Annotated in this window: 22 protein-coding genes; 5 read left to right on the forward strand and 17 right to left on the reverse strand. The window is 67.9% G+C overall.

Translation table 11 applies throughout. From position 1 onward, the window contains the following. Nucleotides 1-182: 182 nt before the first annotated feature. The 9 genes from DEJ18_RS15785 to DEJ18_RS15825 all read right to left on the reverse strand — a co-directional run bounded on the left by DEJ18_RS15785 (nucleotide 183) and on the right by DEJ18_RS15825 (nucleotide 9446). Entirely contained in the window at nucleotides 183-1124 is a 942-nt protein-coding gene (locus tag DEJ18_RS15785) for a hypothetical protein (protein ID WP_146241497.1), read from the reverse strand. A gap of 212 nt (nucleotides 1125-1336) precedes the next feature. Next, complete coding sequence (locus tag DEJ18_RS15790) at nucleotides 1337-2500, reverse strand: AAA family ATPase (protein ID WP_111209855.1); 1164 nt, start codon at nucleotides 2498-2500, stop codon at nucleotides 1337-1339. After that, nucleotides 2490-3236, reverse strand: coding sequence for a DUF6414 family protein (locus DEJ18_RS15795; protein WP_111209854.1), 747 nt, complete (start codon nucleotides 3234-3236; stop codon nucleotides 2490-2492). Before DEJ18_RS15795 ends, DEJ18_RS15790 begins: the two co-directional genes overlap by 11 nt. Before the next feature lie 513 nt (nucleotides 3237-3749). Then, a complete protein-coding gene (gene dnaB / locus DEJ18_RS15800) occupies nucleotides 3750-5114 on the reverse strand; it encodes a replicative DNA helicase (protein ID WP_111082112.1) in 1365 nt (454 codons plus the stop codon). Between the two features lie 995 nt (nucleotides 5115-6109). Continuing rightward, nucleotides 6110-6562: a 50S ribosomal protein L9 gene (gene rplI / locus DEJ18_RS15805; protein WP_111209853.1), complete on the reverse strand. Its 453-nt coding sequence runs from the start codon at nucleotides 6560-6562 to the stop codon at nucleotides 6110-6112. 14 nt (nucleotides 6563-6576) lie between these two features. Continuing rightward, nucleotides 6577-6834 (reverse strand): 30S ribosomal protein S18, encoded by a 258-nt coding sequence (gene rpsR, locus DEJ18_RS15810; protein WP_056121021.1) that lies wholly within the window; start codon nucleotides 6832-6834, stop codon nucleotides 6577-6579. Nucleotides 6835-6881: 47 nt separating this feature from the next. Continuing rightward, the gene (locus DEJ18_RS15815; protein WP_111209852.1) at nucleotides 6882-7460 is read right to left on the reverse strand and encodes a single-stranded DNA-binding protein; all 579 of its coding nucleotides are present in this window, start codon (nucleotides 7458-7460) and stop codon (nucleotides 6882-6884) included. Between the two features lie 3 nt (nucleotides 7461-7463). Beyond that, entirely contained in the window at nucleotides 7464-7847 is a 384-nt protein-coding gene (gene rpsF, locus DEJ18_RS15820; RefSeq protein ID WP_111082109.1) for a 30S ribosomal protein S6, read from the reverse strand. Nucleotides 7848-8015: 168 nt separating this feature from the next. After that, a complete protein-coding gene (locus DEJ18_RS15825; protein WP_111210123.1) occupies nucleotides 8016-9446 on the reverse strand; it encodes a CCA tRNA nucleotidyltransferase in 1431 nt (476 codons plus the stop codon). 111 nt (nucleotides 9447-9557) lie between these two features. Here DEJ18_RS15825 and DEJ18_RS15830 point away from each other — a divergent pair, with 111 nt between their 5' ends. The 5 genes from DEJ18_RS15830 to DEJ18_RS15850 all read left to right on the forward strand — a co-directional run bounded on the left by DEJ18_RS15830 (nucleotide 9558) and on the right by DEJ18_RS15850 (nucleotide 17885). After that, nucleotides 9558-13781, forward strand: a complete 4224-nt coding sequence (locus DEJ18_RS15830) for a DUF6049 family protein (RefSeq protein ID WP_220034297.1) — start codon at nucleotides 9558-9560, stop codon at nucleotides 13779-13781. 125 nt (nucleotides 13782-13906) lie between these two features. Further along, entirely contained in the window at nucleotides 13907-14902 is a 996-nt protein-coding gene (gene trxB / locus DEJ18_RS15835) for a thioredoxin-disulfide reductase (RefSeq protein WP_111209851.1), read from the forward strand. An 82-nt stretch (nucleotides 14903-14984) separates the two neighbouring features. Then, nucleotides 14985-15311 carry a thioredoxin gene (trxA, locus tag DEJ18_RS15840; RefSeq protein WP_110825783.1) on the forward strand — a complete coding sequence of 109 codons (327 nt, stop codon included), beginning with the start codon at nucleotides 14985-14987 and terminating at the stop codon, nucleotides 15309-15311. Between the two features lie 266 nt (nucleotides 15312-15577). Beyond that, a complete protein-coding gene (locus tag DEJ18_RS15845) occupies nucleotides 15578-16879 on the forward strand; it encodes an aminotransferase-like domain-containing protein (protein WP_111082107.1) in 1302 nt (433 codons plus the stop codon). Nucleotides 16880-16922: 43 nt separating this feature from the next. Next, nucleotides 16923-17885 carry a D-alanine--D-alanine ligase family protein gene (locus tag DEJ18_RS15850; protein WP_111209850.1) on the forward strand — a complete coding sequence of 321 codons (963 nt, stop codon included), beginning with the start codon at nucleotides 16923-16925 and terminating at the stop codon, nucleotides 17883-17885. Nucleotides 17886-20171: 2286 nt separating this feature from the next. Here DEJ18_RS15850 and DEJ18_RS15855 read toward each other — a convergent pair. From DEJ18_RS15855 to rpmH, 8 genes are all read right to left on the reverse strand, one after another. Beyond that, nucleotides 20172-21161 (reverse strand): ParB/RepB/Spo0J family partition protein, encoded by a 990-nt coding sequence (locus tag DEJ18_RS15855; RefSeq protein WP_111209849.1) that lies wholly within the window; start codon nucleotides 21159-21161, stop codon nucleotides 20172-20174. Next, entirely contained in the window at nucleotides 21161-22093 is a 933-nt protein-coding gene (locus DEJ18_RS15860; RefSeq protein WP_111209848.1) for a ParA family protein, read from the reverse strand. The genes DEJ18_RS15855 and DEJ18_RS15860 overlap by 1 nt, the downstream gene beginning before the upstream one ends. Nucleotides 22094-22174: 81 nt before the next feature. Continuing rightward, complete coding sequence (gene rsmG, locus DEJ18_RS15865) at nucleotides 22175-22837, reverse strand: 16S rRNA (guanine(527)-N(7))-methyltransferase RsmG (protein WP_111209847.1); 663 nt, start codon at nucleotides 22835-22837, stop codon at nucleotides 22175-22177. Further along, nucleotides 22834-23367, reverse strand: coding sequence for a R3H domain-containing nucleic acid-binding protein (locus DEJ18_RS15870; RefSeq protein ID WP_111209846.1), 534 nt, complete (start codon nucleotides 23365-23367; stop codon nucleotides 22834-22836). The genes rsmG and DEJ18_RS15870 overlap by 4 nt, the downstream gene beginning before the upstream one ends. Next, on the reverse strand, nucleotides 23364-24338 hold the full coding sequence (gene yidC / locus DEJ18_RS15875) for a membrane protein insertase YidC (protein WP_111082101.1): 975 nt from the start codon (nucleotides 24336-24338) through the stop codon (nucleotides 23364-23366). The genes DEJ18_RS15870 and yidC overlap by 4 nt, the downstream gene beginning before the upstream one ends. A 7-nt stretch (nucleotides 24339-24345) precedes the next feature. Then, complete coding sequence (gene yidD, locus DEJ18_RS15880) at nucleotides 24346-24711, reverse strand: membrane protein insertion efficiency factor YidD (protein ID WP_111082100.1); 366 nt, start codon at nucleotides 24709-24711, stop codon at nucleotides 24346-24348. Next, nucleotides 24708-25058, reverse strand: coding sequence for a ribonuclease P protein component (rnpA, locus tag DEJ18_RS15885; protein WP_111082099.1), 351 nt, complete (start codon nucleotides 25056-25058; stop codon nucleotides 24708-24710). Before rnpA ends, yidD begins: the two co-directional genes overlap by 4 nt. 17 nt (nucleotides 25059-25075) lie before the next feature. After that, the gene (gene rpmH, locus DEJ18_RS15890; RefSeq protein WP_043595303.1) at nucleotides 25076-25213 is read right to left on the reverse strand and encodes a 50S ribosomal protein L34; all 138 of its coding nucleotides are present in this window, start codon (nucleotides 25211-25213) and stop codon (nucleotides 25076-25078) included. Between the last annotated feature and the right edge of the window lie 486 nt (nucleotides 25214-25699).

Genomic DNA, 25699 nt, shown 5'->3' on the forward strand with positions numbered 1-25699 from the left:
CCCATACACGGGCGATCCGGGTCCGGGCCTGTTCATCTTGGCCGTCACCCAGCAGACCAGGCGTCCGGTAGCCGATCCCCTACCGGTCAGAGCCACGCGGGCCCGGTCGTGTTCGTTGCGCCACAGGCGATCGAGCCGCGAAGCGCTCAAGCACGTACCCGGACATGCGCGTCGCGTGACAGCTATTGACCCTGACTTGGATTGGTAGAATCAGGAGTCGGTCCCGGGTAGCCAGGAACGTCTTCTAGTCGTTCGGGTGCTCCCGCGACCTTCGGTATTCGCGCGTACCAGCGGCGAGTGGTCGCTGTGAGGCGCTCCGCGAGTTGGGGCTCATGACCAGCGTAGTCAATGAAGCGGAAGACGCCATATTGCGTGACCTTGTTCGCGAGCACGAGTATTGCGGACATCGCGTCGGCGTCGGGGAAGGAGAATCTCTGGCCGTCGAGCTCGACCGAGACCCGTAACTCCACGGATGGCCACATCTTCCCGTGTGCAGAGCCGGCAGATGCACGCCAAAGGCGCTCTACCCGTGCTGGGTCGCCTAGGTCTGTCATAGGTGCTTTGCTTCGCACCTCGTCAGCCGCGGCCGTGACGAGAGTCAGATAGCTCGGGTCACTGGTCTTGACGCCGTGCGCTTCAAGGATCTTGAGCAGGTCGAGCCTCTGCTGCTTGAGGTCCGCCTTGCGCTGCGGCTCCACTTCGGCCTTCCGTTGTTCCTCCCAGTCCGCGAGCACGAGCGACAGGTGACGCCGCAGCAATTCGCTCGGATCACGCGACGCCATCACCCAAACGGCTTGAGATGCAGATTCGAGCGCCGCACGGGCGAGCGTCTGCGCCGGCCGTGCCTCATGGTGCACGACCGCGTCGGGCCGAAAAGTCAGCGGTGCGACGTGGTCCGCCCACAGCCCAAGGTGTTCGAGAGCAGACGAGAGGTAGGAGCGACACCATATCTCGCACGACTCAGGTAGGTCGTCATCGATGGTCCTGAACGGCGACCCCGCAACAGCCGCTGGGGTTTCGGTCAGTAGGTCCCGCAAGACCCGAGCAGACTGCGCCACTTCCACCCACGGACGCGCCTGTTCTCGATCAACCGCGATCCTGCCAGTACCACCGTCACCGTTCACAGACTGACCTTAGCGCGATGCGCCCCGAATCGTTCCGTCTCTTTTGCGCGATATGTCGCTCGAGTAGGCGTTTTCGCCGCATCTTGTGGCCGAGTCGAGTCTCGCAAGCCGGTCGGCTAACGGGACGCGATCACGACACAGACCGAAGTCAGAACGACGACATAGAGCGAAGCTCCTCAAACACCCAGCGCTACAAGCAGCACGGCGAGTTCCTAGGCGCCCTCAACCGCAATGTCGGGACAGGCGTCGGCGTCGGTGCTGGAGAGCACCGCTCGGACAAGTTTCAAAGCTATAACTTCATCGACCAGCTTTCCAAGCTTTCGGACGTTTCCGACGCGGCCCGCCCTCTCAATCAGCTCTTCGCTGATGGCGTCCGCGCTCAACAGCGCGCCGTCCTCCGAGGTGAGGCGCGTGAAACGGTCATCGACGAGGCGACGAATCACCAGCGCGATTTCATCGCGGGACAGCGCTGCGAATCGAATGAGAGCGTCGAACCGAGAGTAGAGCGCTTCCCCGAGGGCGTTCCGGATGTCACCTTCTGATTCGTAATTCGAGGTACAGATGATGAGGGCCGGCCCGAGCCGGACCCGATAGTTCTTGTCCTCGAATACGCCCTCGTCGAACACCTCGTAGAACGCGCTATGGAAAACGGACGCCGCTTTATCGAACTCGTCGAGAAGAATAACGCCGGAGGATCGGTCAAGCAGGTCGCGCGCGAACGATCCTTCCGAGTGCGCCCCGCCGAAAACGTAAGAGGCGAACTTCTCGCTGTGAAACATTGAAAATTGCTTGCGGAGCAGCGTTCCGCCGATCAAGTCGTTCACAAATTGTGCGGTCTCGGTCTTTCCCACACCCGATGGTCCGTAGAACATCAGCACCACCGGCTTCGAGCGCCGTGGTGTCGTCAAGGGGTACAGCGCGGCGAGCATCCGCTCACGCACCGCGGCTTGGCCGACTAGGCGGCCGCCAAAACCGTCGCGGAACATCCGCAGGGCGTCACGCTTTAGAACCGGGTACTCGAAACGCAGGATTTCGGTCGGGAAGGCGCGCTTGAGCTGCGCGTGAACGAGTTCAGGAGGGTTGTGCAGCACGAGGCGCTTGGGATCTATCTCCCGCACGAGCCCGACAAAATTGGTGATTGCGTGCTCAGATACGCTTGCGTAATCCCCCGTCATCGCGATCAACCGTTTCACGCGTGGAGCTACTTCCTCCTCAACGCTTCGCTCTTGCCCGTCGATCGTGTGCCGGTGACGCCGCATCGCCGCGTCGCGCTCATTCAGCGCGTCAAGGAGGTACGTCCGTGCACCCTTACCCAGTACTTCCTCGAACCAGGACGGAGGGCCGTAGCAGATCGTGACCTTCGTCTTAGCCGGCATGTTCGACCCCGGCCAGAACGACGTCGTACACATCGAGGACATCTCGCACGGGGGGTCTCGGGCCGTCCACGACATCCAGTCCTGTTACTTCCTCCGACCCTCTTCCGTCAGGATTCATTTCCGCGGTCATCGTCAAGCTTTCTTCGGACGCCTGTCCGACATGAATACCGTGGAAGACAAGGTTCATTCGCCCCAGGTCTGCAAGGCCGTAATTGTTTCGAAATGCCTGAATATTGAATCTAAGTATGCTTTTTAGGCCGTCGTTGCCCTTACCAAGCAGCTCGTAATAGCCCTTCGCCGACATCAGCGCGCTGTCGATCTCGGCCAAGTTCACGGGCAGTTCGTCGATTTTAAGCATCGCGAGGTACGGTGTGAACATTTTCATGTAGGCCGCCGATTCACTCGGCGCCGACACGCGCATTTCCGCTAGACGCTTGACTCCGCCGAGCTCATCCAGTTTGCGGAGGTAATCAGTGAGAATTGTGTTGGAGAGAGTTTTATTCAGGATATTGCGCCCAAGAGCCGAAGCGCTTGCCGCGGCCCCGACTTGGGCCGAGGCCCCAAAGAAGGGCAGCCAGTTGAACCTCGCTGCGGCCTTGGTGCTAGCTTCGGCCTCGACTTCGGCCATCCGCTCTCTTGTCTGCTCTTTCGACGCGATCTCTTTGCCACCCGCGGCGATATCGAGCAAATCGGAAGCGGACTCCTCATCGAAGTAGACGACCTTGACCAGCATCATGCTCGCTTCCCTTGGGGACCAAGTTGTTCTGTGCTCATGATCGCACCCTTCCCGCAACAGTCCGTTCGCGTCCGGCTGCGGAGGGGCGCCGTTGTATCCTTGAGGTTGTAGTACCTCCGATTCGCCGCGGCGAGGACGTTCCCCTTGGAAGTCGGCTAGCACTAGTGCCTCCCGGCGACGACTCCACGGGGTCAAGCAGTCGTTGTCCTAACGAGCACACAGCGAGATCGAAGATCACAGCCTCGATAGCCGGTCCTGAAGGGGACCCCCGGGTGCTTACAGGCAGCCCCGGACTTCTACAGCCCTGCTCCAGGCCCCACCCCGTCTCACATAGGTAATCCGCGAACTAACTCAGTTCACGCACGTCATACGGACACGTCGCGACGTTCGAACACGTAGCCAACCCCTGGTCAACGTGACCCGTCCGTGTTGCCAAACAACGTGTCCATGTCCGTATTTCAGACACGTTGAGTGGCAGTCGGACAAGTTAGCTGGCGGACGACAACAACTCACCTACTGCGGCATGTCCACGAACCGCGAGAACATCCCGTGGAACGCAACGGTGATCGTGTCCGTCGGCCCGTTGCGGTGCTTCGCCACGATGAGGTCGGCTTCACCCTGCCGCGGGTTGTCCTTCTCGTACGCCGACTCACGGTGCAGCAGGATGACCATGTCGGCGTCCTGCTCGATCGACCCGGATTCACGCAGGTCGGAGATCATCGGCTTCTTGTCCGCACGCTGCTCGGGTCCACGGTTCAGCTGCGACAGCGCGATGACGGGCACCTGCAGCTCCTTCGCCATGAGCTTGAGCGCGCGGGAGAACTCCGAGACCTCTTGCTGGCGGCTCTCGACGCGCTTGCCCGAGGTCATCAGCTGCAGGTAGTCGATGACGACGAGCTTCAGGTTGTGCTGCTGCTTGAGGCGCCGGCACTTGGCACGGATCTCGACGAGGGTCATGTTGGGGGAGTCGTCGATGAAGAACGGGGCGTCGTTGATGCGCCCGCGGGTCTGCGCGATGGTGGTCCAGTCGCGGGTGTCGACGGTTCCCTTGCGCATGTTCTGGAGCGGCACGCTCGACTCGGCGGAGAGCAGACGCATGGCGATCTCGGCGCGACCCATCTCGAGCGAGAAGAACGCGGCCGTCTGGTTGTGCTTCAGTGCGGCGGCACGGCACAGGTCGAGGGCGAGCGTCGACTTGCCGAGTGCGGGTCGGGCGGCGACGATGATGAGCTGCCCGGGGTGGAAGCCGTTGGTCAGTCCGTCGAGCTGCGCGAACCCGGTGGGGACGCCGGTCATCTGCCCGTCGCGGCCCTTCGCGGCCTCGATCTCGTCGATCGCGGTGCCGATGGCCTCGGTCAGGGGGACGTAGTCCTCGGTCTGCACACCGCCGGCGACGTTGTAGACCTCGGCCTGCGCGCTGTTGACGAGGTCGGTGACCTCGCCCTCGCTGGCGTAGCCCATCTGCACGATGCGGGTACCGGCCTCGACCAGGCGGCGGAGGACGGCCTTCTCGGCGACGATGGCCGCGTAGTACCCGGCGTTCGCCGCGGTCGGCACCATGCTCGTCAGGCTGTGCAGGTACTCGGCACCGCCACCGCGGGACAACAGGCCCGTCTTCGTCAGCTCGTCGGTGACCGCGATCACGTCAGTCGGCTCGCCGTGCGAGTACAGCGACAGGATCGCGTCGAAGATCACTTCGTGCTTCGGGATGTAGAAGTCGACACCGCGAGCGGTTTCGATCACGTCGGCGACGGCGTCCTTCGAGAGCATCATGCCGCCGATGGTCGACTGCTCCGCGAGCATGTCGTGCGGGGGAGTCCGATCGGTGTTCCGCTCGGCGTACTCCTGCGGGGCCGGCTCCAGATGCGCGATCGACACACGTGCTCCTCAGTGTTCGTGACGGTGCTGGTGGACGGCCCGTTCACCGTTCCTCACCGAGCAGTTCTACCCCGGGCGACCGACATCACCGAGTCGCTGGGCCAAGCTACGGGTACACAGTTATCCCCAGCAACAGTCCCTGTGGACAACTCTGTGGAGAGGTTGCGGAACACGCCGGACTCCTGTGTGGAGGGTTGTGCACTCCGCTGGGGATAAGTCGGTCGGAGAACACACTTTCGACTTTTGACCGGGGGTTTTGCGTTCCACACCGTGTGTGGAGAACTCGGCTTCAAGTGGGAGTCGAAGGTTCCCCTCGAAGGCTGCCACTGTGCAGAACCGACTTGACAAACGCCCTCGGCGTCCCAAGCTACTCGGCTGGCTCCCAGGCAGGCAGATCGGGGCAGGGCGTAACCGGCCAGTCGTGTTTCGGGTGCCGAACCTGCTCGTCCGACCCCGGCCTCCAGGACGCCCTCGTCGCCCGCCGACACGCCGTCGCCGTCGTCGGAGACCGCTTCCACCGGCGCGTCGCTCGGTTCCGGTCCCGACCCCACGCCCAGCGTCCCGGCCCGCATCGCCGGCGTCACCATCGGCACCTGCACCGTCGACGCGATCCCGGTCCCCAGATGCACGAGCACCGTCCCCCGCCCACGATCAGCGTCCCGCCTGCCAGGAGCGAGCGGGCCATCGTGGCGGCCATCGTCGCTCGCCCTGCCTGCGAGGGTACGGGGGAGCGCGAGTGCCTCCGCGTCGGCCCGGACCCGACGTGCGAGCGCTTGCACGGCGGCCGTCTACCCCCGCCCCACAACGACGGAGGGCGGGCCTCCCGTGCCCGGAGAGGAAACAACACCCGCCCGACGGCGCGGTCCCGACAACGACGGAGGGCGGGCCTCCCGTGCCCGAAGAGGACACAACACCCGCCCGACGCGCAGTCCCGGAACGACGGAGGGCGGGCCTCCCGTCATGGGAGACCCGCCCTCCGGCGGTGCTGGTGCTGCCTACTTGGCGGCGACGACCTTCAGCGAGATGGTCGCGACGATGTCCTCGCGCAGACGCACGGTGGCCTCGTGGTCACCGACGGTCTTGATGGTCGCAGGGACCTCGACCTTGCGCTTGTCGAGCGAGCCGACGCCCTGCGCCTTGACGGCGTCAGCGACGTCGCCCGGGCGGACGGAGCCGAACAGACGTCCGTCCTTGCCGGCCTTGACCGACAGCTGGATGGTGGCGTTCTCGAGCTTCATCTTGAGGTCCTGGGCCTCTTCGATGGTGGCGAGCTCGCGCGCGGCACGAGCAGCACGGATCGACTCGATCTGCTTCTCGCCGCCCTTCGACCACGACACGGCGAAGCCCTGCGGGATCAGGTAGTTGCGGGCGTAGCCGTTCTTGACGTCGACGACGTCACCGGCGGAACCGAGGCCGGAGACCTCGTGGGTGAGGATGAGCTTCGACATGTGTCGACCTCCGATCAGCGGCCGGAGCCGGCGTAGGGGAGGAGCGCCATCTCACGGGCGTTCTTCACGGCACGGGCGATGAGGCGCTGCTCCTGGACGGAGACGCCGGTGATGCGACGGGCGCGGATCTTGCCACGCTCCGAGATGAACTTGCGAAGGGTCGCAACGTCCTTGTAGTCGATGACGCCGACCTTGATCGCCTTCGCGGGAGCGGCGTTCTTGCCGCCCTTGCCGCGAGGCTTCCGGCGGTCGCCGGTGCTCTTTCCAGCCATTGTGTGTCCTTAGAGAAGAAGAAGTTGTGTCGTCAGACCGCTGAGGATCAGAACGGGGTCTCGTCGTCGTAGGTGCCGCCGGGGGTGGACCACACGTCGTTCGACTGTGCGTTGCCGCCGCCCTGCTGACCACCCTGCGGGGACCACGGGGCGTCAGACTGCCCGCCGCCGCCGTTGTTCCAGCCACCGCCGTTGCCGCCACCGGAGTTGCCCCCGGCGCCGCCACCGACCTGGCCGCGTCCACCGCCACCGCCGCTGCCACCCGGCGCGCGGGTGATCTGGGCGGTCGCGTACCGCAGCGAGGGGCCGATCTCGTCGACCTCGAGCTCGATGCTCGTCCGCTGCTGACCCTCACGGTCCTGGTAGGAACGCTGACGCAGACGACCCTGCGCGATGACGCGCGAGCCCTTCGTCAGCGACCCCGCCACGTGCTCGGCGAACTCGCGCCACACACTCGCACGGAGGAACAGCGCGTCGCCGTCCTTCCACTCGTTCGCCTGACGGTCGAACGTGCGAGGAGTCGACGCGATGGTGAAGTTCGCCACGGCGAGCCCGTTCTGCGTGTAGCGCAGCTCCGGGTCCGCGGTGAGGTTGCCCACCACCGTGATGACGGTTTCGCCGGCCACGGGCTACTCGGCGCTCGCGGTCGCGGTGGCCGACGCGTTGGCGGCCTTGCGGGCGGCACGGGCCTCGTCGCGCTCCTTCTGAGCGGCGACCTGGGCCATGCCCTCTTCGGCGCGGAGGACCTTGGTGCGCAGGACGGCCTCGGAGAGACCGAGCTGGCGGTCCAGCTCCTTGGCGGAGTCGGCGGACGACGTGAAGTTCACGACGGCGTAGATGCCCTCGGTCTTCTTCGCGATCTCGTAAGCGAGCCGGCGACGACCCCAGACGTCCACGTTGTCGACGGTGCCACCGTCGTTGCGGATGACCGCGAGGAACTTGTCCAGGCTGGGAGCGACGGTGCGCTCATCGATCTCGGGGTCGAGGATCGCCATCAGTTCGTACTGGTGCATGCGGAACCCACCTCCTCTGGTCTCAGCGGCCCCGGGCAGTTCCCGGGGCAGGAGGGTTGATGCATGTGCCTCGGCACGCTGAATGCGCGCGAGACAACCTGCCCATCGTAGCGGACGGCCTGGAGGCGCGCCACCGGTCCGCCGCGTCCCCCCGGCTCTACCCGCGGGCTACGCGTCGCGGGACGTCCACCAGGTGCGCAGACGCGCCTCGGCCTCGTCGGGGCCGAGCGGCCCCTCGTCCATCCGCGCCTCGAGCAGGAAGCGGTACGCCTCGCCGACGGCGCGCCCCGGCGGGATGTCGAGGATGCGCATGATGTCGTCCCCGGACAGGTCGGGACGCATGGAGTCGAGTTCCTCCTGCTCCGCGAGGACGGCGATCCGGGCCTCCAGGTCGTCGTAGGCGAAGCCGAGCCGGTCCGCCTTCCGGCGGTTCCTGGTGGTGACGTCGGAGCGGGTGAGCTCGTGCAGCCGCTCGAGCTGGTCGCCCGCGTCGCGCACGTAGCGGCGGACGGCCGCGTCGGTCCAGGCGCCCTCGGTGTAGCCGAAGAACCGAAGGTGCAGTTCGATCAGGCGGGCGACCGACGCGATGGTGTCGTTGTCGAAGCGCAGCGCGCGCAGGCGCTTCTTCGCGAGCTTGGAGCCGACCAGGTCGTGGTGGTGGAAGCTCACGGCCCCACCGGGCTCGAGCTTCCGGGTCGCCGGCTTGCCGATGTCGTGCAGGAGCGCCGCGAGCCGGAGCACGGTGTCGGGGGCGTCGCCCGGGTGGCGCTCGGCCTCGTACCCGATGGCCTGGGTGAGGACGGTGAGCGAGTGCTCGTACACGTCCTTGTGGTGGTGGTGCTCGTCGATCTCGAGCTTCATCGCGGGCAGCTCGGGCAGGATCCGCTCGGCGATGCCGGTGTCCACCAGGAGCCGGAGCCCCTCCACGGGGTCCGACGTGTCGAGCAACTTGACCAGTTCGTCCCGCACGCGCTCGGCGGAGACGATGTCGATGGAGTCGGCGAGGTCCGCCATGGCGGAACGGACGTCGTCGGACACCGTGAAGCCGAGCTGTGCGGTGAACCGTGCCGCGCGCATCATCCGGAGCGGGTCGTCGCGGAACGAGATCCGCGCCTCCTGCGGGGTCGCGAGCCGTTCGGCGAGCAGGTCCTCGACGCCGCCGTGCACGTCGACGAGTTCCCGCTGGGGGAGTCGGAGCGCCATCGCGTTGACGGTGAAGTCACGGCGCAGCAGGTCGTCTTCGATGGTGTCGCCGAACGTGACCTCGGGCTTGCGGGTCTCGCCGTCGTACACGTCGCTGCGGTAGGTGGTGATCTCGACCTGTTCGCCGCGCACCCGGGCGGCGATGGTGCCGAACTGGCGGCCGACGTCCCAGGTCGCACTCGCGAGGGGTTCGACGATCCGCAGGATGGTGTCGGGCCGGGCGTCCGAGGTGAAGTCGAGGTCGGTCACCGGGCGGCCGAGGAAGGCGTCGCGGACGGGCCCGCCGACGAGGGCGAGTTCGTGACCGGCTGCGGCGAACGCCCGTGCGAGGACGTCGACGGTGTCGGTGGCGGCGAGTGCGTCGAGTCGTTCGACGGCCTGGGCTACGGACTGCATGACGCCGTCGATCATCCCAGATGATGGCGGTGAGCACCTGCGCGCCCGCCTGCTGTCATGGTCGTGCCTCATACACTCGTCGTGGCCCGCTCACGACCAGGGCCCTCTCACATGCAGATACTCCGTACCGTGCTCGCCGCCGCCGCGTCCGCCCTGGTCGCCACCGGTCTGGTCATCGCGCCCGCTGCGGTGGACGTCGCCGACGCCGCCACCAGCTCGAAGCCCGCCGACCCGACCACCGCCCAGTCCGGCACGACCTCGGTCGAGCTGACGCCCTCCGGGCAAGGTGTCCTCGAGCTCGGCGACGACCTCTCGCTGTCCCTCACGGTCACGAACGACACGGACGTCGCGTTGCCGGCCGGCCGTGCGGACCTCGACATCATCCGCCCGGTCGTGGGCACGCGTGACATCCTCACGGACTGGCTCGGCGACACCTCGTCAGACGGTTACGTCGGCGTCCCGATGGACTCGGTGGACGTCCCGGTGGTCCCCGCGCACCGCTCGGTCACGGTCAGCGCCATCAGCGTCCCGTTCGACGACGTGCGGCTCGGCACGTTGAACCCGTTCGGTGCCCGGCGCATCGCGGCCTCGTACGCAGCGGGGTCGACGTTCGCGGTCGGACGCTCCGCCTTCACGTGGAACCCCGCACTCGACCGCGCGCCCGTCGACGTCGCCGTCGCGATGCCCGTGACGGTCCCGGCGACCGAGGACGGCGTGCTCTCGGCCGGCGCCCTCGCTGCCGACACCGCCGTCGACGGCACCCTGACCCAGCAGCTCGACGCGGCGGAGGGCCACAGCGTCGCCCTCGCCGTCGACCCGCGCATCATCGCCTCGATCCGGCTCCTCGGCGACGACGCCCCGAGCTCGGCGACCGCCTGGCTCGAGCGCCTCGAGGGCCTGCGGAACGAGAAGTTCCCGCTGTCCTACGCCGATGCCGACGTCGCCGGTCTCCATCAGGCCGGATTGCCGGGCATCGCCGCGCCGATCTCCTTCGACCAGGCGATCGCCGCGGCCGTCGAGGACGACCGGTTCCCGGGCGCGACGCCGAGCCCCACGGCCCCCGCCCCCTCGGACGGCGCCACCGCCGGGACACCCGGCACGGACGACGGCGCGGACCAGGGCGGTGCCGGCCAGGACGACACCGGGACGACGGGCACCCCGACCGCCGACGCCACCCCCGGTGATCCGACGGGCGACGGCACGGGCCCGGCTGCCGACGCCCCCGCGACCCTCCCCACCTCGGAGTCGCTCGTCGACTTCCCCTGGACGGTGGACACCGTCGCCTGGCCCGCCGAGGGCACCGTCGCCACGGACGACCTCACCGCGCTCGGCGCCGCCGGGTACCGCTCGACGCTCGTCTCGAGCGGCAACACCTCCGCCGGCGGCAACACCACCGTCGCCGCCTCCGAGGAGATCGGGTCGACCCAGGCCCTCGTGTCCGACCAGGCCATGTCCGGCCTCCTGCGCGAAGCCGCCAGCGCCACCGACGGACGCGCCGCCGCGAAGGCCATGTCCGAACTGTCCGCCACCCTGGCGACCGTCGCCGTCCAGGGCACCGCGACCGGACCGGTCCTCCTCACGCTCGACCGGTCCTGGCCGACGGACTCCAGCCGCCTCGAGAAGGCCCTCGACACCCTCGAGAGCACGGTCTGGGTCTCGCCGACCGACTTCTCCACCGTCGTCGACGCGACGCCCGGCTCCCTCACCCTGCAGAGCAGCAGCGTCGCTGACGACCGGCTCGCGACGCTCCGACGTCTCGTCCGCTCCGAGCAGGAACTCGCCGACTTCGCCAGCGCCGTCCAGGACCCGGCAGCGGTCACCGCCCCGGCGCGCCTCACCACCCTCGCGGCCGCGTCCAACGCCTGGCGCGCGGACACCGACGGCCTCACGACGGTGGTCGACGGCATCGTCGCCACGAACGACGAGACCGTCGGCACCGTCGGCATCGTCAACTCGAGCGACATCACCCTGCTCGGCGACCGCTCCTCGCTGCCGATCTCGGTCCGCAACCGGTCGGACTTCCCGGTCACCGTGTTCCTGACCGTCACGCCGTCGAACTCGTTCCTCCGCATCGAGGAGAACGCCGTCGAGGTCACGATCCAGCCCCGCTCCTCGACGCGCACCACCTTCCCCGTGCAGTCGGTCGCGAACGGCAAGGTCGCCCTGTCGATGTCGCTGACCAGCGCGACCGGCGCACGGATCTCCACGCCCGCCACCGTCGAGATCAACGTGCAGGCACAGTGGGAGACCGTCATCACGGCCATCGCCGCCGTCGCGGTGATCGCCGTCTTCGGCTTCGGCATCGTCCGCAACGTCCGACGCCGACTCCGCCGTCGCAACGGTGAGCCCGAGCCGGAGGACGACGACCCGAACCGTCCGCTCGAGGTCCAGCCCCCCGCCCCGGGCGGACCCGCCGAGAGCGTCGTCGCAGCGGACCGCGCCACGCCGGCACCCGACGCCGAAACCCGGCCTGGAGGCCCGACCCCCGTCCCCGGGGCCGCCACCGCCATCGCCGCGGCCAGCTCCGGCACCGACACCGTCGGATCCGACGGCGACCGTCTCGAGGACGCGATCATGCGCGCCGGAGCGCGGTCGAGCCTCCCGTCCGACGACCACGACGACGACCGCACCCGCGACGCCCGTCGCCAGCCCGAGGAGCCGACCATCAGCACCACCCCGTCCACCGGGACCGTCGACGCAGCACCGCAGGGCGAGCGGAACCTCGGGCGGGCGAGCGCGATGCTCGCAGCGGGGACGATGATCTCCCGCCTGCTCGGCTTCGCGAAGACGTTCGTGCTCGCCTACGCGATCGGTCAGACGAACTCCCGCTCGGCGGACGCCTTCGCGGTCTCGAACCAGCTGCCGAACAACATCTACGCGCTCATCGCCGGTGGCCTGCTGTCCGCGGTCCTCATCCCGCAGATCGTCCGCTCGATGAAGCAGGAGGACGCCGGACGCGCGTACGTCAACAAGATCGTGACGCTCGGGGCCTCGGTCTTCGTCGTCATCACGATCGTCGCGACCCTGCTCGCACCCGTCCTGGTCCGCGTCTACGCGGCGCAGGCGAACGACGGCAAGGGGTTCTCGCCGGCGGCGACCGACCTGGCGGTGGCGTTCGCGTTCTGGTGCCTGCCGCAGATCCTCTTCTACGCGCTGTACTCGCTCCTCGGCGAAGTCCTCAACGCCAAGCAGGTGTTCGGGCCCTTCACGTGGGCACCGCTCATCAACAACGTCATCGCGATCTCGGGTCTCGTCGTGTTCATCGCCCTGTTCGGCAACCGCACGACCAACTCCGGCACCGACGACTGGACACCGCTGAAGATCGCCGTCCTCGCCGGGAGCGCCACACTCGGTGTCCTCGCGCAGGCCGCGTTCCTGCCGTTCTTCTGGAAGCGCGCGGGGCTCAGCTTCCGGCCGGACTTCCGCTGGCGCGGTGTCGGCCTCAAGGCCACCGGGACCGCCGCCGGCTGGCTGTTCGCGATGATCCTCGTCACCCAGCTCGCCGGCATCGTGCAGTCGCGGGTCGCCTCACTCGGTTCCGGGAACGCCGGCAACGCGGTACTGCAGAACGCCTGGCTGCTGTTCATGCTCCCGCACTCGATCATCGCCGTGTCGATCGCCACCGCCTACTACACGCGGATGAGCCACGAGGCCGAGCGCGGCGACCTCGCTGCCGTCCGTCGCAACCTGTCGCTGTCCCTGCGGATCGTCGGACTGTTCACGGTGTTCTCGTCGGTGGCGCTCATGGTGGTCGCCGTGCCGTTCGGGCGGATGTTCTCGAACACCTTCGACGGAGCCGTCTCCATCGGCGCGGTCCTGCTCGCCTACATGCCCGGGCTGGTCCTGTTCAGCATGCTCTTCATCATCCAGCGGGTGTTCTGGGCCATGCACGACCACCGGACGCCGTTCCTCATGCAGCTCGTCCAGTCGGGGCTCTTCGTCATCGGGGCCCTCGCCGTCACCGCGCTGCCGGGGGAGGTCATCGGCCTGGCCGTGGCCGCGTGCACGACCGTCGCCGGGTCGGCCCAGACGATCGTCGCGCTCGTGCTCGTCCGTCGGCGTCTCGACGGCATCGAGGGCCCCGTCGTCACCCGCTCGCACCTGCAGTTCGTCGCCGCCGCGCTCGTCGCCGGTGCCGTCGGCCTGGTCGTCGTGCACTTCTTCGGGGCCTTCCGCGCCGACGGGTTCGCCATGGCCGACTTCACGAGCGCGCTCATCACCGTCGTGCTCGGCGGGATCGTCATGGTCGCGGTGTACTTCGGCGTCCTCGCGCTCCTCCGGAACGCCGAGGTCCGCAGCGCCGTCGACCTCGTCCGGGCGCGACTCGGTCGCTGAACCGTGGCTGCGGGGTCGGCGGGCGTCGCCGCCTCGGGCCTCCGCCGGCCCGGCACGCACGGCTGCCGGGGAATGGCCCGCCGGTACCATGGGTTCTCCCGGTAGCACGCAACGGAAGGGCAGTCATGCGCGAGCTCATCATCATCGGTTCCGGTCCCGCCGGGTTCACGGCCGGCATCTACGCCGCGCGCGCTGAGCTGAAGCCGCTCATCGTCGCCTCGAGCGTCGAGACCGGCGGCGAGCTGACCAAGACGACCGAGGTCGAGAACTTCCCGGGCTTCCCCGAGGGCGTCCAGGGCCCCGACCTCATGATCAAGATGCAGGAACAGGCCGAGAAGTTCGGTGCCGAGGTCCTGTACGACGACGCCGTCTCGGTCGACCTCACCGGTCGGGTCAAGAAGGTCACGGTCGGCTCCGGCGAGACCTACGAGGCCCTCACGGTCATCTACGCCACCGGTTCCGCCTACCGCCACCTCGGCCTCGCCGACGAAGAGCGTCTCTCCGGCCACGGCGTCTCCTGGTGCGCCACGTGCGACGGCTTCTTCTTCCGCCAGAAGAACATCGCCGTCGTCGGCGGTGGCGACTCCGCGATGGAAGAGGCCACGTTCCTCACCCGCTTCGCCGACAAGGTGACGGTCATCCACCGCAAGGACTCGCTGCGCGCGTCGAAGATCATGCAGGACCGCGCGATGAACGACCCGAAGATCGAGTTCGCGTGGAACAAGGAGGTCACCGGGATCACGGGTGACTCCGCGGTCGAGGGCGTCACGCTCAAGGACACCGTCACCGGAGAAGTGTCCTCGATGGCGCTCGACGGGCTGTTCATCGCGATCGGCAATGACCCGCGCACGCACCTCGTGCACGGGCAGCTCGAGATCGCCCCCGAGGGCACGCTCGCCGTCGAGGGCCGTTCGTCCCGAGCGCTCGGCGTCCCCGGTGTCTTCATCGCCGGTGACGTGCTCGACCCGACCTACCGCCAGGCGATCACGGCCGCCGGTTCCGGTGCCGTCGCCGCGCTCGACGCCGAGAAGTACCTGGCGGACCTCGACCACGACCTCACCGACCAGGCCGAGGGCGTCACCCCGACCGAGGCGATCATCGACGTCACCGCCCGGGTCTGACCCCGGCGCGGCCGACCGGGGGAATGCCCGGTCCGTCGACGACGTTCACCTTCCCGAACCGACTTCCGTCGAAGGAGCAAACATGAGCAACGCCAAGGCCGTCACCGACGCCACGTTCGAGGCCGAAGTCCTCAAGTCCGACAAGACGATCCTCGTGGACTTCTGGGCTGAGTGGTGCGGCCCGTGTCGCGCCGTCTCGCCGATCCTCGACCAGATCGCCGCGGAGCACGCCGACAAGATCGAGATCGTCAAGCTCAACGTCGACGACAACCCGCAGTCGGCCATGAACTACCAGATCACGTCCATCCCGGCGATGAAGGTGTTCAAGGGCGGCGAGGTCGTGAAGACCGTCATCGGTGCCAAGCCGAAGCCGGCCCTCGAGGCCGACCTCGCGGACTTCCTCGCGTAGGGACTTCGCACAGCGGGATCCGCAGCACAGACCCGGACGCCCCGCCCTCCATTCCATCGGAGGGCGGGGCGTTCGCCTGTCTGGAGGCCCGTTGCGCGGTGGGCAGGACCGCGGGCGCTGGGCGGGCCTCCAGGCCGGTACGGGCGCGTGCGACGCCCGTGCGGTCGGGCCCAGGCCACGGATCGCCGATCGGCCTGCGTCGCGGACCGACGGACGCCCTGCTCCATGTCGTACTGTGGCGAGAACGACCGAGTGGAGGTAACTCGATGACGAACGGCAACAGTCTCGACCCCTGGTACGACTCCTACGCCCAGCGCACCGCCGGGCTGAGCGCCTCCGAGGTCCGAGCTCTGTTCGCCGTCGCGTCGAGGCCTGAGGTGGTCTCCCTCGCCGGCGGCATGCCGTACGTCTCCGCGCTGCCGCGCGAACTCGTCACGGGCTCGATCGACCGGGTCATGCAGGACGACGCGGCCATGGCGCTGCAGTACGGCGGCGGGCAGGGACTGCGGTCCCTCCGCGAGCACATCGTCGACGTGATGAGCCTGGAGGGCATCCGTGCCAGCGCGGAGGACGTCGTGGTCACCACGGGGTCCCAGCACGCCCTGGACCTCGTCACGCGGCTGTTCATCGATCCGGGCGACGTCGTCCTGGCCGAGTCACCCTCGTACGTCGGTGCCATCGGGGTCTTCCGGTCGTACCAGGCCGAGACGGTCCACGTGGCGACGGACGAGCTCGGTCTGGTCCCCGAGGCCCTGCGCGAGACGATCGCCCGTCTGCGGGCCGCGGGCAAGCGGATGAAGTTCCTGTACACGATCCCGAACTTCCACAACCCCGCCGGGGTCACGATGAGCCGCGAGCGCCGCATCGAGGTCCTCGACATCTGCCGCTCGAACGACATCCTCGTGCTCGAGGACAACCCGTACGGGCTGCTCTGGTTCGACGAGCCCGCGCCGCAGGCCATCCGCTCCATCGACGACGAGGGTGTGGTCTACCTCGGGTCGTTCTCGAAGACGCTCGCCCCCGGGTTCCGCGTCGGCTGGGCCCTGGCGCCGCACGCCATCCGCGAGAAGCTCGTGCTCGCGAACGAGTCGGCCGTCCTCGCACCGAACTCGTTCGGGCAGTACGTCGTCAACGCCTACCTCGACGCCGCCGACTGGAAGGGCCAGGTCGACACCTTCCGCGGGCTCTACGCCGAACGACGCGATGCCATGCTCTCCGCACTGGGGGAGTTCCTGCCCGACCTCAGCTGGACCGTGCCGAACGGTGGCTTCTTCGTCTGGCTCACCCTGCCGGAGTCCCTCGACTCGAAGGGCATGCTGCCCCGCGCGGTCAAGGAGCTCGTCGCCTACACACCGGGTACCGCCTTCTTCGCCGACGGCCGCGGGGCCGGCAACATCCGGTTGTCGTTCTGCTACCCGACCTCCGAGCAGATCCGCGTCGGCGTGAAGCGTCTGGCATCGGTCGTCAACGACGAGCTGGAACTCATCGAGACCTTCGGCCCGACCGCACGCTCGCGCCCGACGCTCAGCCGCCCGACGGTCAGCTCGCCGCCGCCGAACCTGTCCTGAACAGGTCTTTCCGCACCACAACACCATTCGCAGAGGATCCTCCATGGCTGAGTTCGCCCGCCGTCACGTCGTCGTCGTCGCCGGGGGGATCTCGCACGAACGCGACATCTCGCTGCGATCCGGCCGACGCGTCGCGGACTCGCTCGCCGGGTACGGCTGGCAGGTGGACCTCCGGGACGCCGACGCATCGCTGCTGCCCGCCCTGAGCGCCGACCGTCCCGACGTCGTGTGGCCGGCCCTGCACGGCGCCTCAGGGGAGGACGGCGCGCTGCGCGGCATCCTGGAGGCCCTCGACATCCCCTACGTCGGCTCACGCTCGACGTCCGCTCGTCTCGCATGGGACAAGCCGACGGCGTCCGCCCTCGTCTCCCGCGCCGGCGTCCGGACCCCGCGATCGATCACGCTGTCGCACGACGTGTTCCGTGAGCTGGGCGCAGTCGGCGTGCTCCAGGCCATCGCCGCCGAGCACCCGGTGCCGCTCGCCGTCAAGCCCGCACGAGGCGGTAGCGCCCAGGGGGTGACCCTCGTCGAGAACGTGGAGGACCTCCCGCGGGCCATGGTCGCCGCCTACACCTACTGCGAGGACGCCGTCATCGAGCAGCTCATCCGCGGCACCGAGATCGCAGTCGGCATCATCGACACGGGGGACGGGCCGCTCGCCCTGGCCCCGGTCGAGATCGTCCCGCGCAACGGCTTCTACGGCTACGAGGCGCGTTACAACGCCGGCGAGACGACCTTCTACACGCCGGCCCGGTTGTCGGACGAGCAGTCGAGCGCTGCGTCAGCGGCGGCGGTCCTCGCGCATCGCGCGCTCGGGCTGCGGCATGTGTCCCGTGTCGACATCATCGTCGACGGGGCCGGCACACCCTGGTTCCTCGAGTCGAACGTGCTGCCGGGACTGACCGAGACGTCGCTCGTGCCACAGGCGCTCTCGGCGTCGGGGTTCGACCTCGGGTGGACCTATGCGGAGCTCGCCGAGCAGGCCATCCGGGATCACACGGCCTGACCGAGCCCGACTCACTCCGGCGGGTGACCTGCCTGAAGCGCGGTCTGCGATCGAGGTAGGGCCGACCCCGATGTTCCACGTGGAACACCATCGCGACTCAACTCCGCCGATCTCACTCGGCGTCCGGCTTCCTGGTCACGGAGCGGTCCGAGACATCCGGCTCCGACGCGCGTCGCAGGGCTTCCTGAGCAGCCATCGCGCGCGTGTCCGCAGACACGAACTGCGGTCGAGATCGGCCCAACCCCCGATCAGAAGGGGAAACGCTCGTGTCGGGGTCATCGATCACACCACCACAGGCGCCGCAGTGGCCTCGAATGCGGTCACCCGATCGCCTTGTGACGGGCGTCTGTTCCACCTGCCACTGCACGAGTTCGCCTGACGGCGCGAGCCCCGCTGGGGGCGAAGCATCGACGGGACGACCGTCCGCCAGACATCGACGACTCCCACCCGATCGTCGCCACTGTCCAGCACGATCCAGTGGATCCGTCGATGAGACGGACGACATCGTGCACGATCCGGCCGTCGGGTGCTTCGTGGATCAGTCGGCGGCCGCGCTGAACACACCTACTCTCCCGCATCAGGCTGCTGGGGACGCCGATCTCGATCGCGGCGATCGTCCTGGCCGGTAGGCGGCGCAGCTCGATCGGTGTGACCTGACGCCGTCGGTGAGTCGGGCCGCGGCCGCGCTGGCGCCTCGGTACCTCAGCTGCGCCGGTCGGCTCGTTGCGCTAGCGTGCGTGCGCACGGATCGCAGCACGAGCTCAGTTCCGACACCCTCGTCGGCGTCGAACTCGACCCCGTCCTGCGCGTCTGCTTCTGCAGGTGTGGTGGTGAGGCCCCGTGAGGAGCCCGCCCTCGCTCCGTCGACGTCGGAGGGGGCCTTTGCGCAAGAGCATGCTGGGGCATCAGCACAGCGCCCCCGGCGAACGGGCGTAACGACCATCCTTCGCTCCCGTCGTCGGCCTGCGCCCTTGCAACAGCGCTCGCAGGCACGCGGGGCGCTCCGCCACCTGCACAGCTTCATCGCGGCTCGAGCCTGCCGACGTGGAACGCGTCTGTCCGCCCCTGGCACGATCTACCCCCTGATCGTTCCCCCCTCGTGCGTTCCTCCCTTGATCGTTCTTCCCCTTGTACGTTGCGCCGTCTGCGTTCTGCCCGTGGGCATTGGGCCGTGATCGTTCTGCGCGTGGTGCGTTCTGCCTCGGAGTCGATACCACCAGTGCCGTTCAGTCGGGGATATCCACCTGCCGTGCGGCTGGGGGAGTGGCGCGTTGACGAGGCAGGATCCGCGCAGACGGAGCTCCGCGACGAGAGACAGTCGACGAGTCCGACGCCACAGCCACTGAATGGAGTCTCGAGTCCGCCAGGACGTCAGTGAGCGGACGACGGCCATCTTCTTTGTGCTGCTCGAGAGCGAGCCTCCCGGCGGGTCAACCTGTGCTGACGGGCCGACGGCAGTGCCCGCGTCTCGTACTGTGCGGCTCCCGGCAAGCACGAGCGATGTTCCACGTGAAACGCGGTCTCGCTGCAGAGCGCATGAGGAAGCACGGCATTGTCAACGTTTCACGTGGAACTCCGTCAGACCCCGAGGCAGCGTCACCTCGCCGACCGCCTCGTCCATCGGGCCAGTTCGTAGTTGTCGGTGCTCCACGGTGCTCCGGCACCTGAGCGGCCCGAACATCCCGATCCCGCGATCGCCCGCGTCGCCGCCGAGCCGACACCGAGAGCGCCGCGGTCTCGAGCTGCAGACCCGAAATCCAGCTCTGGCGGTAGACGCTGCTTCAAGGGAGTCTTCTGCGGGTCGGCCGAGGACGATGGGTGCGTTACGGGTCACCGGGAGCCACGTCCTGGGGCCACCGAATGTGGTGGGATGGCCCACCCGCTGATCCGTACAGCGAGCGTCAAGAGACCGCGAGGCAACAGACCTGCGTACCTCGCTCAAGGTGTTCCACGTGGAACATCGTTGGCTGCTGAGTCGGTCCCAGGAGCCTCCAGCCGCGGATCATCCGCAGATTGGCGTGCGGATCGCCGTCGCCATCTCCCTCGACCGGGTACCGCGGGCTCACCAGGTCCGGAGCGCAGAGCCAGAGGCCACTTTCCCGCGGACGACCGGGAGAAGTCGGCTCGGACGCGTCCCGACGCTTCCCAGAGGAGCCCCTGAACGGCGTTGGCGTCCGCTGTGCGCCCACTGGAGGCCGCAGCACGCCCTCCTGGTGGCCCGGAGAGCCTCGGACGTCCCGTGCACCCCTCAGCGGCCGCCTGGGCGCCCTCGACGGTGACTGCGGCTCAGCGCGCCACGTCGTCGATACCGAGTTCGCCCAAGATCCGGTTCAGATCGTCCGGGTTCGCGAAATCAATGGTCACCGATCCCTTGCGAGCACCGACTGCGATCTTGACGCGGGTGTTCAACCGGTCGCCGAGACGCTCCGCCATGTCGTTGAAGTGCACCTGGCGCTTGGACGGCACCGCGGGGGCCTTGGCCGGCGTCTTCGCCGAGAGTTGCTGCGCGATGGCCTCAGCCGCACGTACCGACAGGTCCTCGTTGACGATCTTCTCCGCGAGGTACTCCATGGCCTCTGCGTCGGGCGCCGCGAGGATCGCACGGGCGTGCCCGGCCGAGAGCACTCCAGCGGCAACACGACGCTGCACGGGGGACGGCAACCGCAGCAGACGGATCGTGTTCGTGATCTGTGGCCGCGACCGGCCGATCCGCTGCCCGAGCTGCTCCTGCGTGATGCCGAAGTCAGCCAGCAGCTGCTGGTAAGCGGACGCCTCCTCCAGCGGGTTCAGCTGGGCGCGGTGCAGGTTCTCCAGCAGGGCGTCACGGAGCATCGCATCGTCTGGGGTGTCCTTGACGATCGCGGGGATGGTGGCGAGGCCGAGCTCCTTCGTCGCACGGAGGCGTCGCTCGCCCATGATGAGCTCGTACTGCGGTGCCGTACCGGCGGCGCCGACGATCGGGCGCACCACGATCGGCTGGAGGAGTCCGATCTCGCGGATCGAGTGCACCAGTTCCTGCAGCTCTTCTTCACGGAATTCCTTCCGCGGCTGCTGGGCATTCGGAACGATGTCGAGTGGGTTGAGGTTCGCGAGCCGAGCACCCGGAACGGCGAGCAGCTCCTCCGCCGTCGCCGCGCCAGCCGAACCGCTGGTCGTGTCCGCTGCCGAGGTCCCCCCCGATGGGAAGAACACGTCGACGGGCCGCTCCTGCTGCTCGTTCGTCGTGGGGATGAGGGCGCCGATGCCGCGCCCGAGCCCGGTCCGCTTGGTTGCCATCAGGCCTTCGCTCCTCGTTCTGCAATCTCGGCCGCCGCCTCCAGGTAGGAGAGCGAGCCGGTGGAGTTGACGTCGTACGACACCACGCTCTGTCCGTAGCTCGGCGCTTCGCTCACTCGGACGGACCTCGGGATCATCGCTTGCAGGACCTGATCACCGAAGTGTGTCCGCACTTCGTTGGCGACCTGATTGGCCAGGTTGGTCCGGCCGTCGTACATCGTGAGCAGGATCGTCGACACGGCCAAATGAGGGTTGAGGTGCCGCTCGATGAGTTCGATGTTCCGAAGGAGCTGGCTCAATCCCTCGAGTGCGTAGTACTCGCACTGGATCGGGATGAGCACCTCCTTGGCCGCGACGAAGGCGTTGATCGTGAGGAGACCGAGCGACGGCGGGCAGTCGATGAAGACGTAGTGGAACGGCTCCTCGACGGAGGCGAGGTACTCGTCGAGGGCGGTGCGCAGCCGCTGCTCCCGGGCGACGAGCGAGACGAGTTCGATCTCCGCGCCTGCGAGGTGGATCGTCGCAGGCACGCACCACAGCGTCTCGGACTCGGGGGATCGCTGGACCGTGTCCGCCATGGGAGCCTCGTCGACGATGACGTCGTAGATGCTCGCCACCTCGGCCTGGTGGTCGATGCCCAGGGCGGTGGAAGCGTTCCCCTGCGGATCGAGATCGATCACGAGCACCCGTGCGCCGCCGTGAGCGAGCGCCGCAGCGAGGTTGACCGTGGTGGTCGTCTTCCCGACGCCACCCTTCTGGTTCGACACCGTGAAGACACGGGTCTTCTCCGGCAGCGGGAACTGCTGCATCGCGATCGCTCGTCGGCGCCGGTTGAGATCGGCGATCTCCCGGGCGAGAGGTGTCGACGCGTCGTAGTCAGTGGACGAACTCAACGAGTGCCTCTTCCCCGGTCTGTGTTTCACGTGGAACATCGGGCAGTTCGGTGGTGTGCCACCGCCCCTCGACGCGCTCAGCCGACCAGCAGCAGGCCCGGTCAGACCGGACCGGTGGCGTCACTCAACTGTAGCCCGGAAGACGCGCGTGGTCTCGTCGACCACACCCACTCCGAGCTCGAGGACCTCGACGTCCTCCAGGCGCTTCCGCAGGATCACCTTGCGAGCGGCTGCGACCTCGTCATCGACCCGCGCACCCTTCATGAGGATGAGTTGCCCGCCGGAGCGGACGAGCGGGACAGTCAGCGGGATGAGCTTCGAGAGGGCGCTCACGGCACGCGCCGTCACCTGATCGAGCACGAGCTCATCGGCGACGTCCTCAGCGCGCGCGCGGACGACCGTGACGTTGGTCAGGCCGAGACGGTCGGCTTCACCGCGGAGCCACTCGGTCCGACGCTCCATCGGCTCGATGAGCGTCATGGACACGTCCGGCCGGGCGATGGCCAGCACGAGACCGGGAAGGCCAGCCCCTGATCCGACGTCACCCACCGATGCGCCTTCCCGGAGCAGCGGTGCGAGCAGGACAGAGTTGAGGATGTGTCGAGTCCACAGCCGGGGCAGCTCGAGCGGCCCGATGAGACCCAGCTCCTCGCCACGGCGCGCGAGTTCGCTGGTGAAGGACCGTGCGCCCTCGATCTGCGCCCCGAAGAGGGATGCGGCAACGGCCGGCTCCGTCTCCAGGACAGGAGGCTCGGAACCGGCCGTGGTGTCGGCGTCGGTCATCGGGTGACGACGGTGTGACGGTCGCGACCCTCACCCTCGGACTCCGAGTGGAAGCCCTTCTCGGCGACCAGGTCGTGCACGAGCTTCCGCTCGTAGGACGACATCGGCGGCAGGGCAGCAGTGGTCGAACCGGCTTCGATGCGCTCGACTGCGGTGTCGACGAGACGCTGCAGCTCCGTGGCCCGGGCATCACGGGATCCACCGATGTCGAGGATCAGCCGGCTGAACTCCCCGGTCTCGGCCTGCACGGCGATGCGGGTGAGCTCCTGCAGCGCGGACACGGTGTCCGGCTTCGCGAGCACCCGGAGCGCCTCACCGTCGTCCGTCACGGTCAGGTACACCCGACCGGCGCGCTCCTCGATCTCGATGTCACCATCGAGGTCGCAGATGTCGAGCAGCTCTTCGATGTAGTCGGCCGCGATGTCCGCTTCGTCGCGGGTCTCGTCCTCGCCGTCCTCCCCGGGCGCCTGGCCCAGGACCTGCTCGTCCTCGGTGGTGTCGACGACAGCTGCGGTGTCCTGCTCGGTCACTTGCTCTTCCCGTTCTTCTTGGCGCGCGACTTGCCGACCGGCTGCTGCCGCTGAGTGGTGACACGTGCCTCGACCTCGGCCACCGAGGCGCCGGTGCCGGCCTCTGTCAGGACACCGGCGGTCGCCGGGGTGCCGCGCCGCTGGGCCTTCTTGGCCAGACGTGCCTCGCGGGCGAGGGCAGCCTCGGAACCCGGGGTCGGCATGCTACGGATGACGAAGTACTGCTGCGCCATCGTCCAGATGTTCGAGGCGAGCCAGTAGAACATGACGCCGAGCGGGAACGAGAGACCCGAGATCACGAACACCAGCGGGAGGATGTACAGCATCATCTTCTGCTGGCGGTACATCGGAGACTCCTTGGTCTCCGGCGACATGTTCTTGGCCACGAGCTGCAGCTGCGTGATGAACTGCGAGGCGGTCATCACGACGATCATGAAGCCGGCGATGACCCGGACTTCCCAGCCGGACGCGTTCGTGAACGTCTCGTGCAGTGGGGCGCCGAACAGGGCCGCGTTGCCGAAGTCGGCGGCGAGCTCGTTCGTGAGCAGACCGATGCCGGCCTTGTTGATCTGCGCCTCGTGCAGCACGGAGTACAGCGAGAAGAAGATCGGCATCTGGATCAGCAGCGGCAGGCAGGAGCTCAGCGGGTTCGTCCCGGTCTCCTTGTACAGCGCCATCGTCTCGCGGGACATGGCCTCGCGCGAGAACTGGTCCTTCTTGCCCTTGTACTTGTCCTGGATCTTCTTCAGCTGCGGCGCGACCTCGAGCATGCGACGCTGCGACTTGATCTGGCGCACGAAGATCGGGATCAGCGCGGCGCGCACCACGAACGTCAGGAAGATGATCGACAGGACCCACGTGATGCCCGCTGACGGGTCCATCCCGATGGTCTCGAAGAGCCAGTGGAACCCGACGAGGATCGCGGACACCACCCACTTGAGCGGCCAGAGGAGAGTGTTCAGGATCTCCATGAGGAGGTCACGCCTTTCGAGTGCGCTGGGGGAGCAGCACCGGTCGGACCGTGCCGGCCGAGTTCTGCTGTTGCTGCGGGCTCGGTGCGAGCACGAACCCGAACCGACTGACGTTGAAGGGGCGGCGACGTTCCCTGACGTCGTCGATCCCACCGGCGGCCCAGGGGTTGCACCGTGCGATCCGCCACGCTCCCATGGCCGATCCGCGGATGACGCCGTGCTGCTGGATCGCCTCGAGCGCGTACCGGGAACACGACGGGTGGTACCGGCACACGTTGCCGTAGAGCGGTGAGATCACCGCACGGTAGGCCCGGAGCACGACGACGCAAGCGTTGCGCGGGAGCAACGCGACGACCCAGAGGAACCGGTTCATGCTGCCTTCTCCACACCGCGCGCGAAGGAGCGCGTGATGTCTTCGAGCAGGGTAGGCCATCCGGCCTGCGCAGCGGCTGGCAGTGCACGAACGACGACGTCGTACCCGAGCGGGGCGCTCGGGAGGAGTCCGTGTGCGATGGCCTTCAGTCGGCGGCGCACCAGGTTGCGCGTCACCGCGTTCCCGACGGTCTTCGCCACGATGAACCCGAACCTCGTGGGACCACGATCGTCGTCGAGGCGACGGACCACCGACACGACGGCGTGCGCCGTGGCGCTCTTGCGGCCACGGCGCACGACCGTTCGGTAGTCGTCGCCTCGGACGATGCGGTTGGCTCGGGCCAACACGGCGAGGACCCCGCGGATCAGGCGGAGAGCTCGGTGCGCCCCTTGCCGCGGCGTGCGGCGAGGATGGCGCGGCCGGCGCGGGTGCGCATGCGGGCCCGGAAGCCGTGCTTCTTGGCGCGGCGGCGGTTGTTCGGCTGGAAGGTGCGCTTGCTCATGATGATCTCCACACGGCTGCTCGCGGCGAGCCGTCACGTATGCGTTGGTTGACGCGGAAGGCGCGACCGAACGGCCGCAGTCAACTGGACAACGGTACGTGACGACGGCTGACAGGTCAAACGCCGCTACCCCGCCGGGCCGACCGCCCGCGCCACGACCGATTCTCCACACTGGGGACAACTTCCGTTCGGTGCGACGCGGTCTGGTCCTTTACAGTTGTGTCACTGCACGGCCGGATGCCCGGTACTGCGGGGGAGCACCCCGTCGGTCGCCGTCCACCAGGCCGCGGAACACTCTGTGGACAACCCTGTGGGAAGCTCGACGGTGGACCGGCGCCCAGAACACCGCGCTGACCGTCCACGAAGCGCGGGGTGCTGTCGGTACGGCCCGCGTGTCGCCGGTCGTCCACCACGAGACGCCGCCCCCGCGGACACAGCACCACCCCGAAGCCGCAACCGAGCAACGAGACCAGGAGACGAGCGGAC

This window comes from Curtobacterium sp. MCSS17_015 (assembly GCF_003234265.2).
Taxonomy (GTDB): domain Bacteria; phylum Actinomycetota; class Actinomycetes; order Actinomycetales; family Microbacteriaceae; genus Curtobacterium.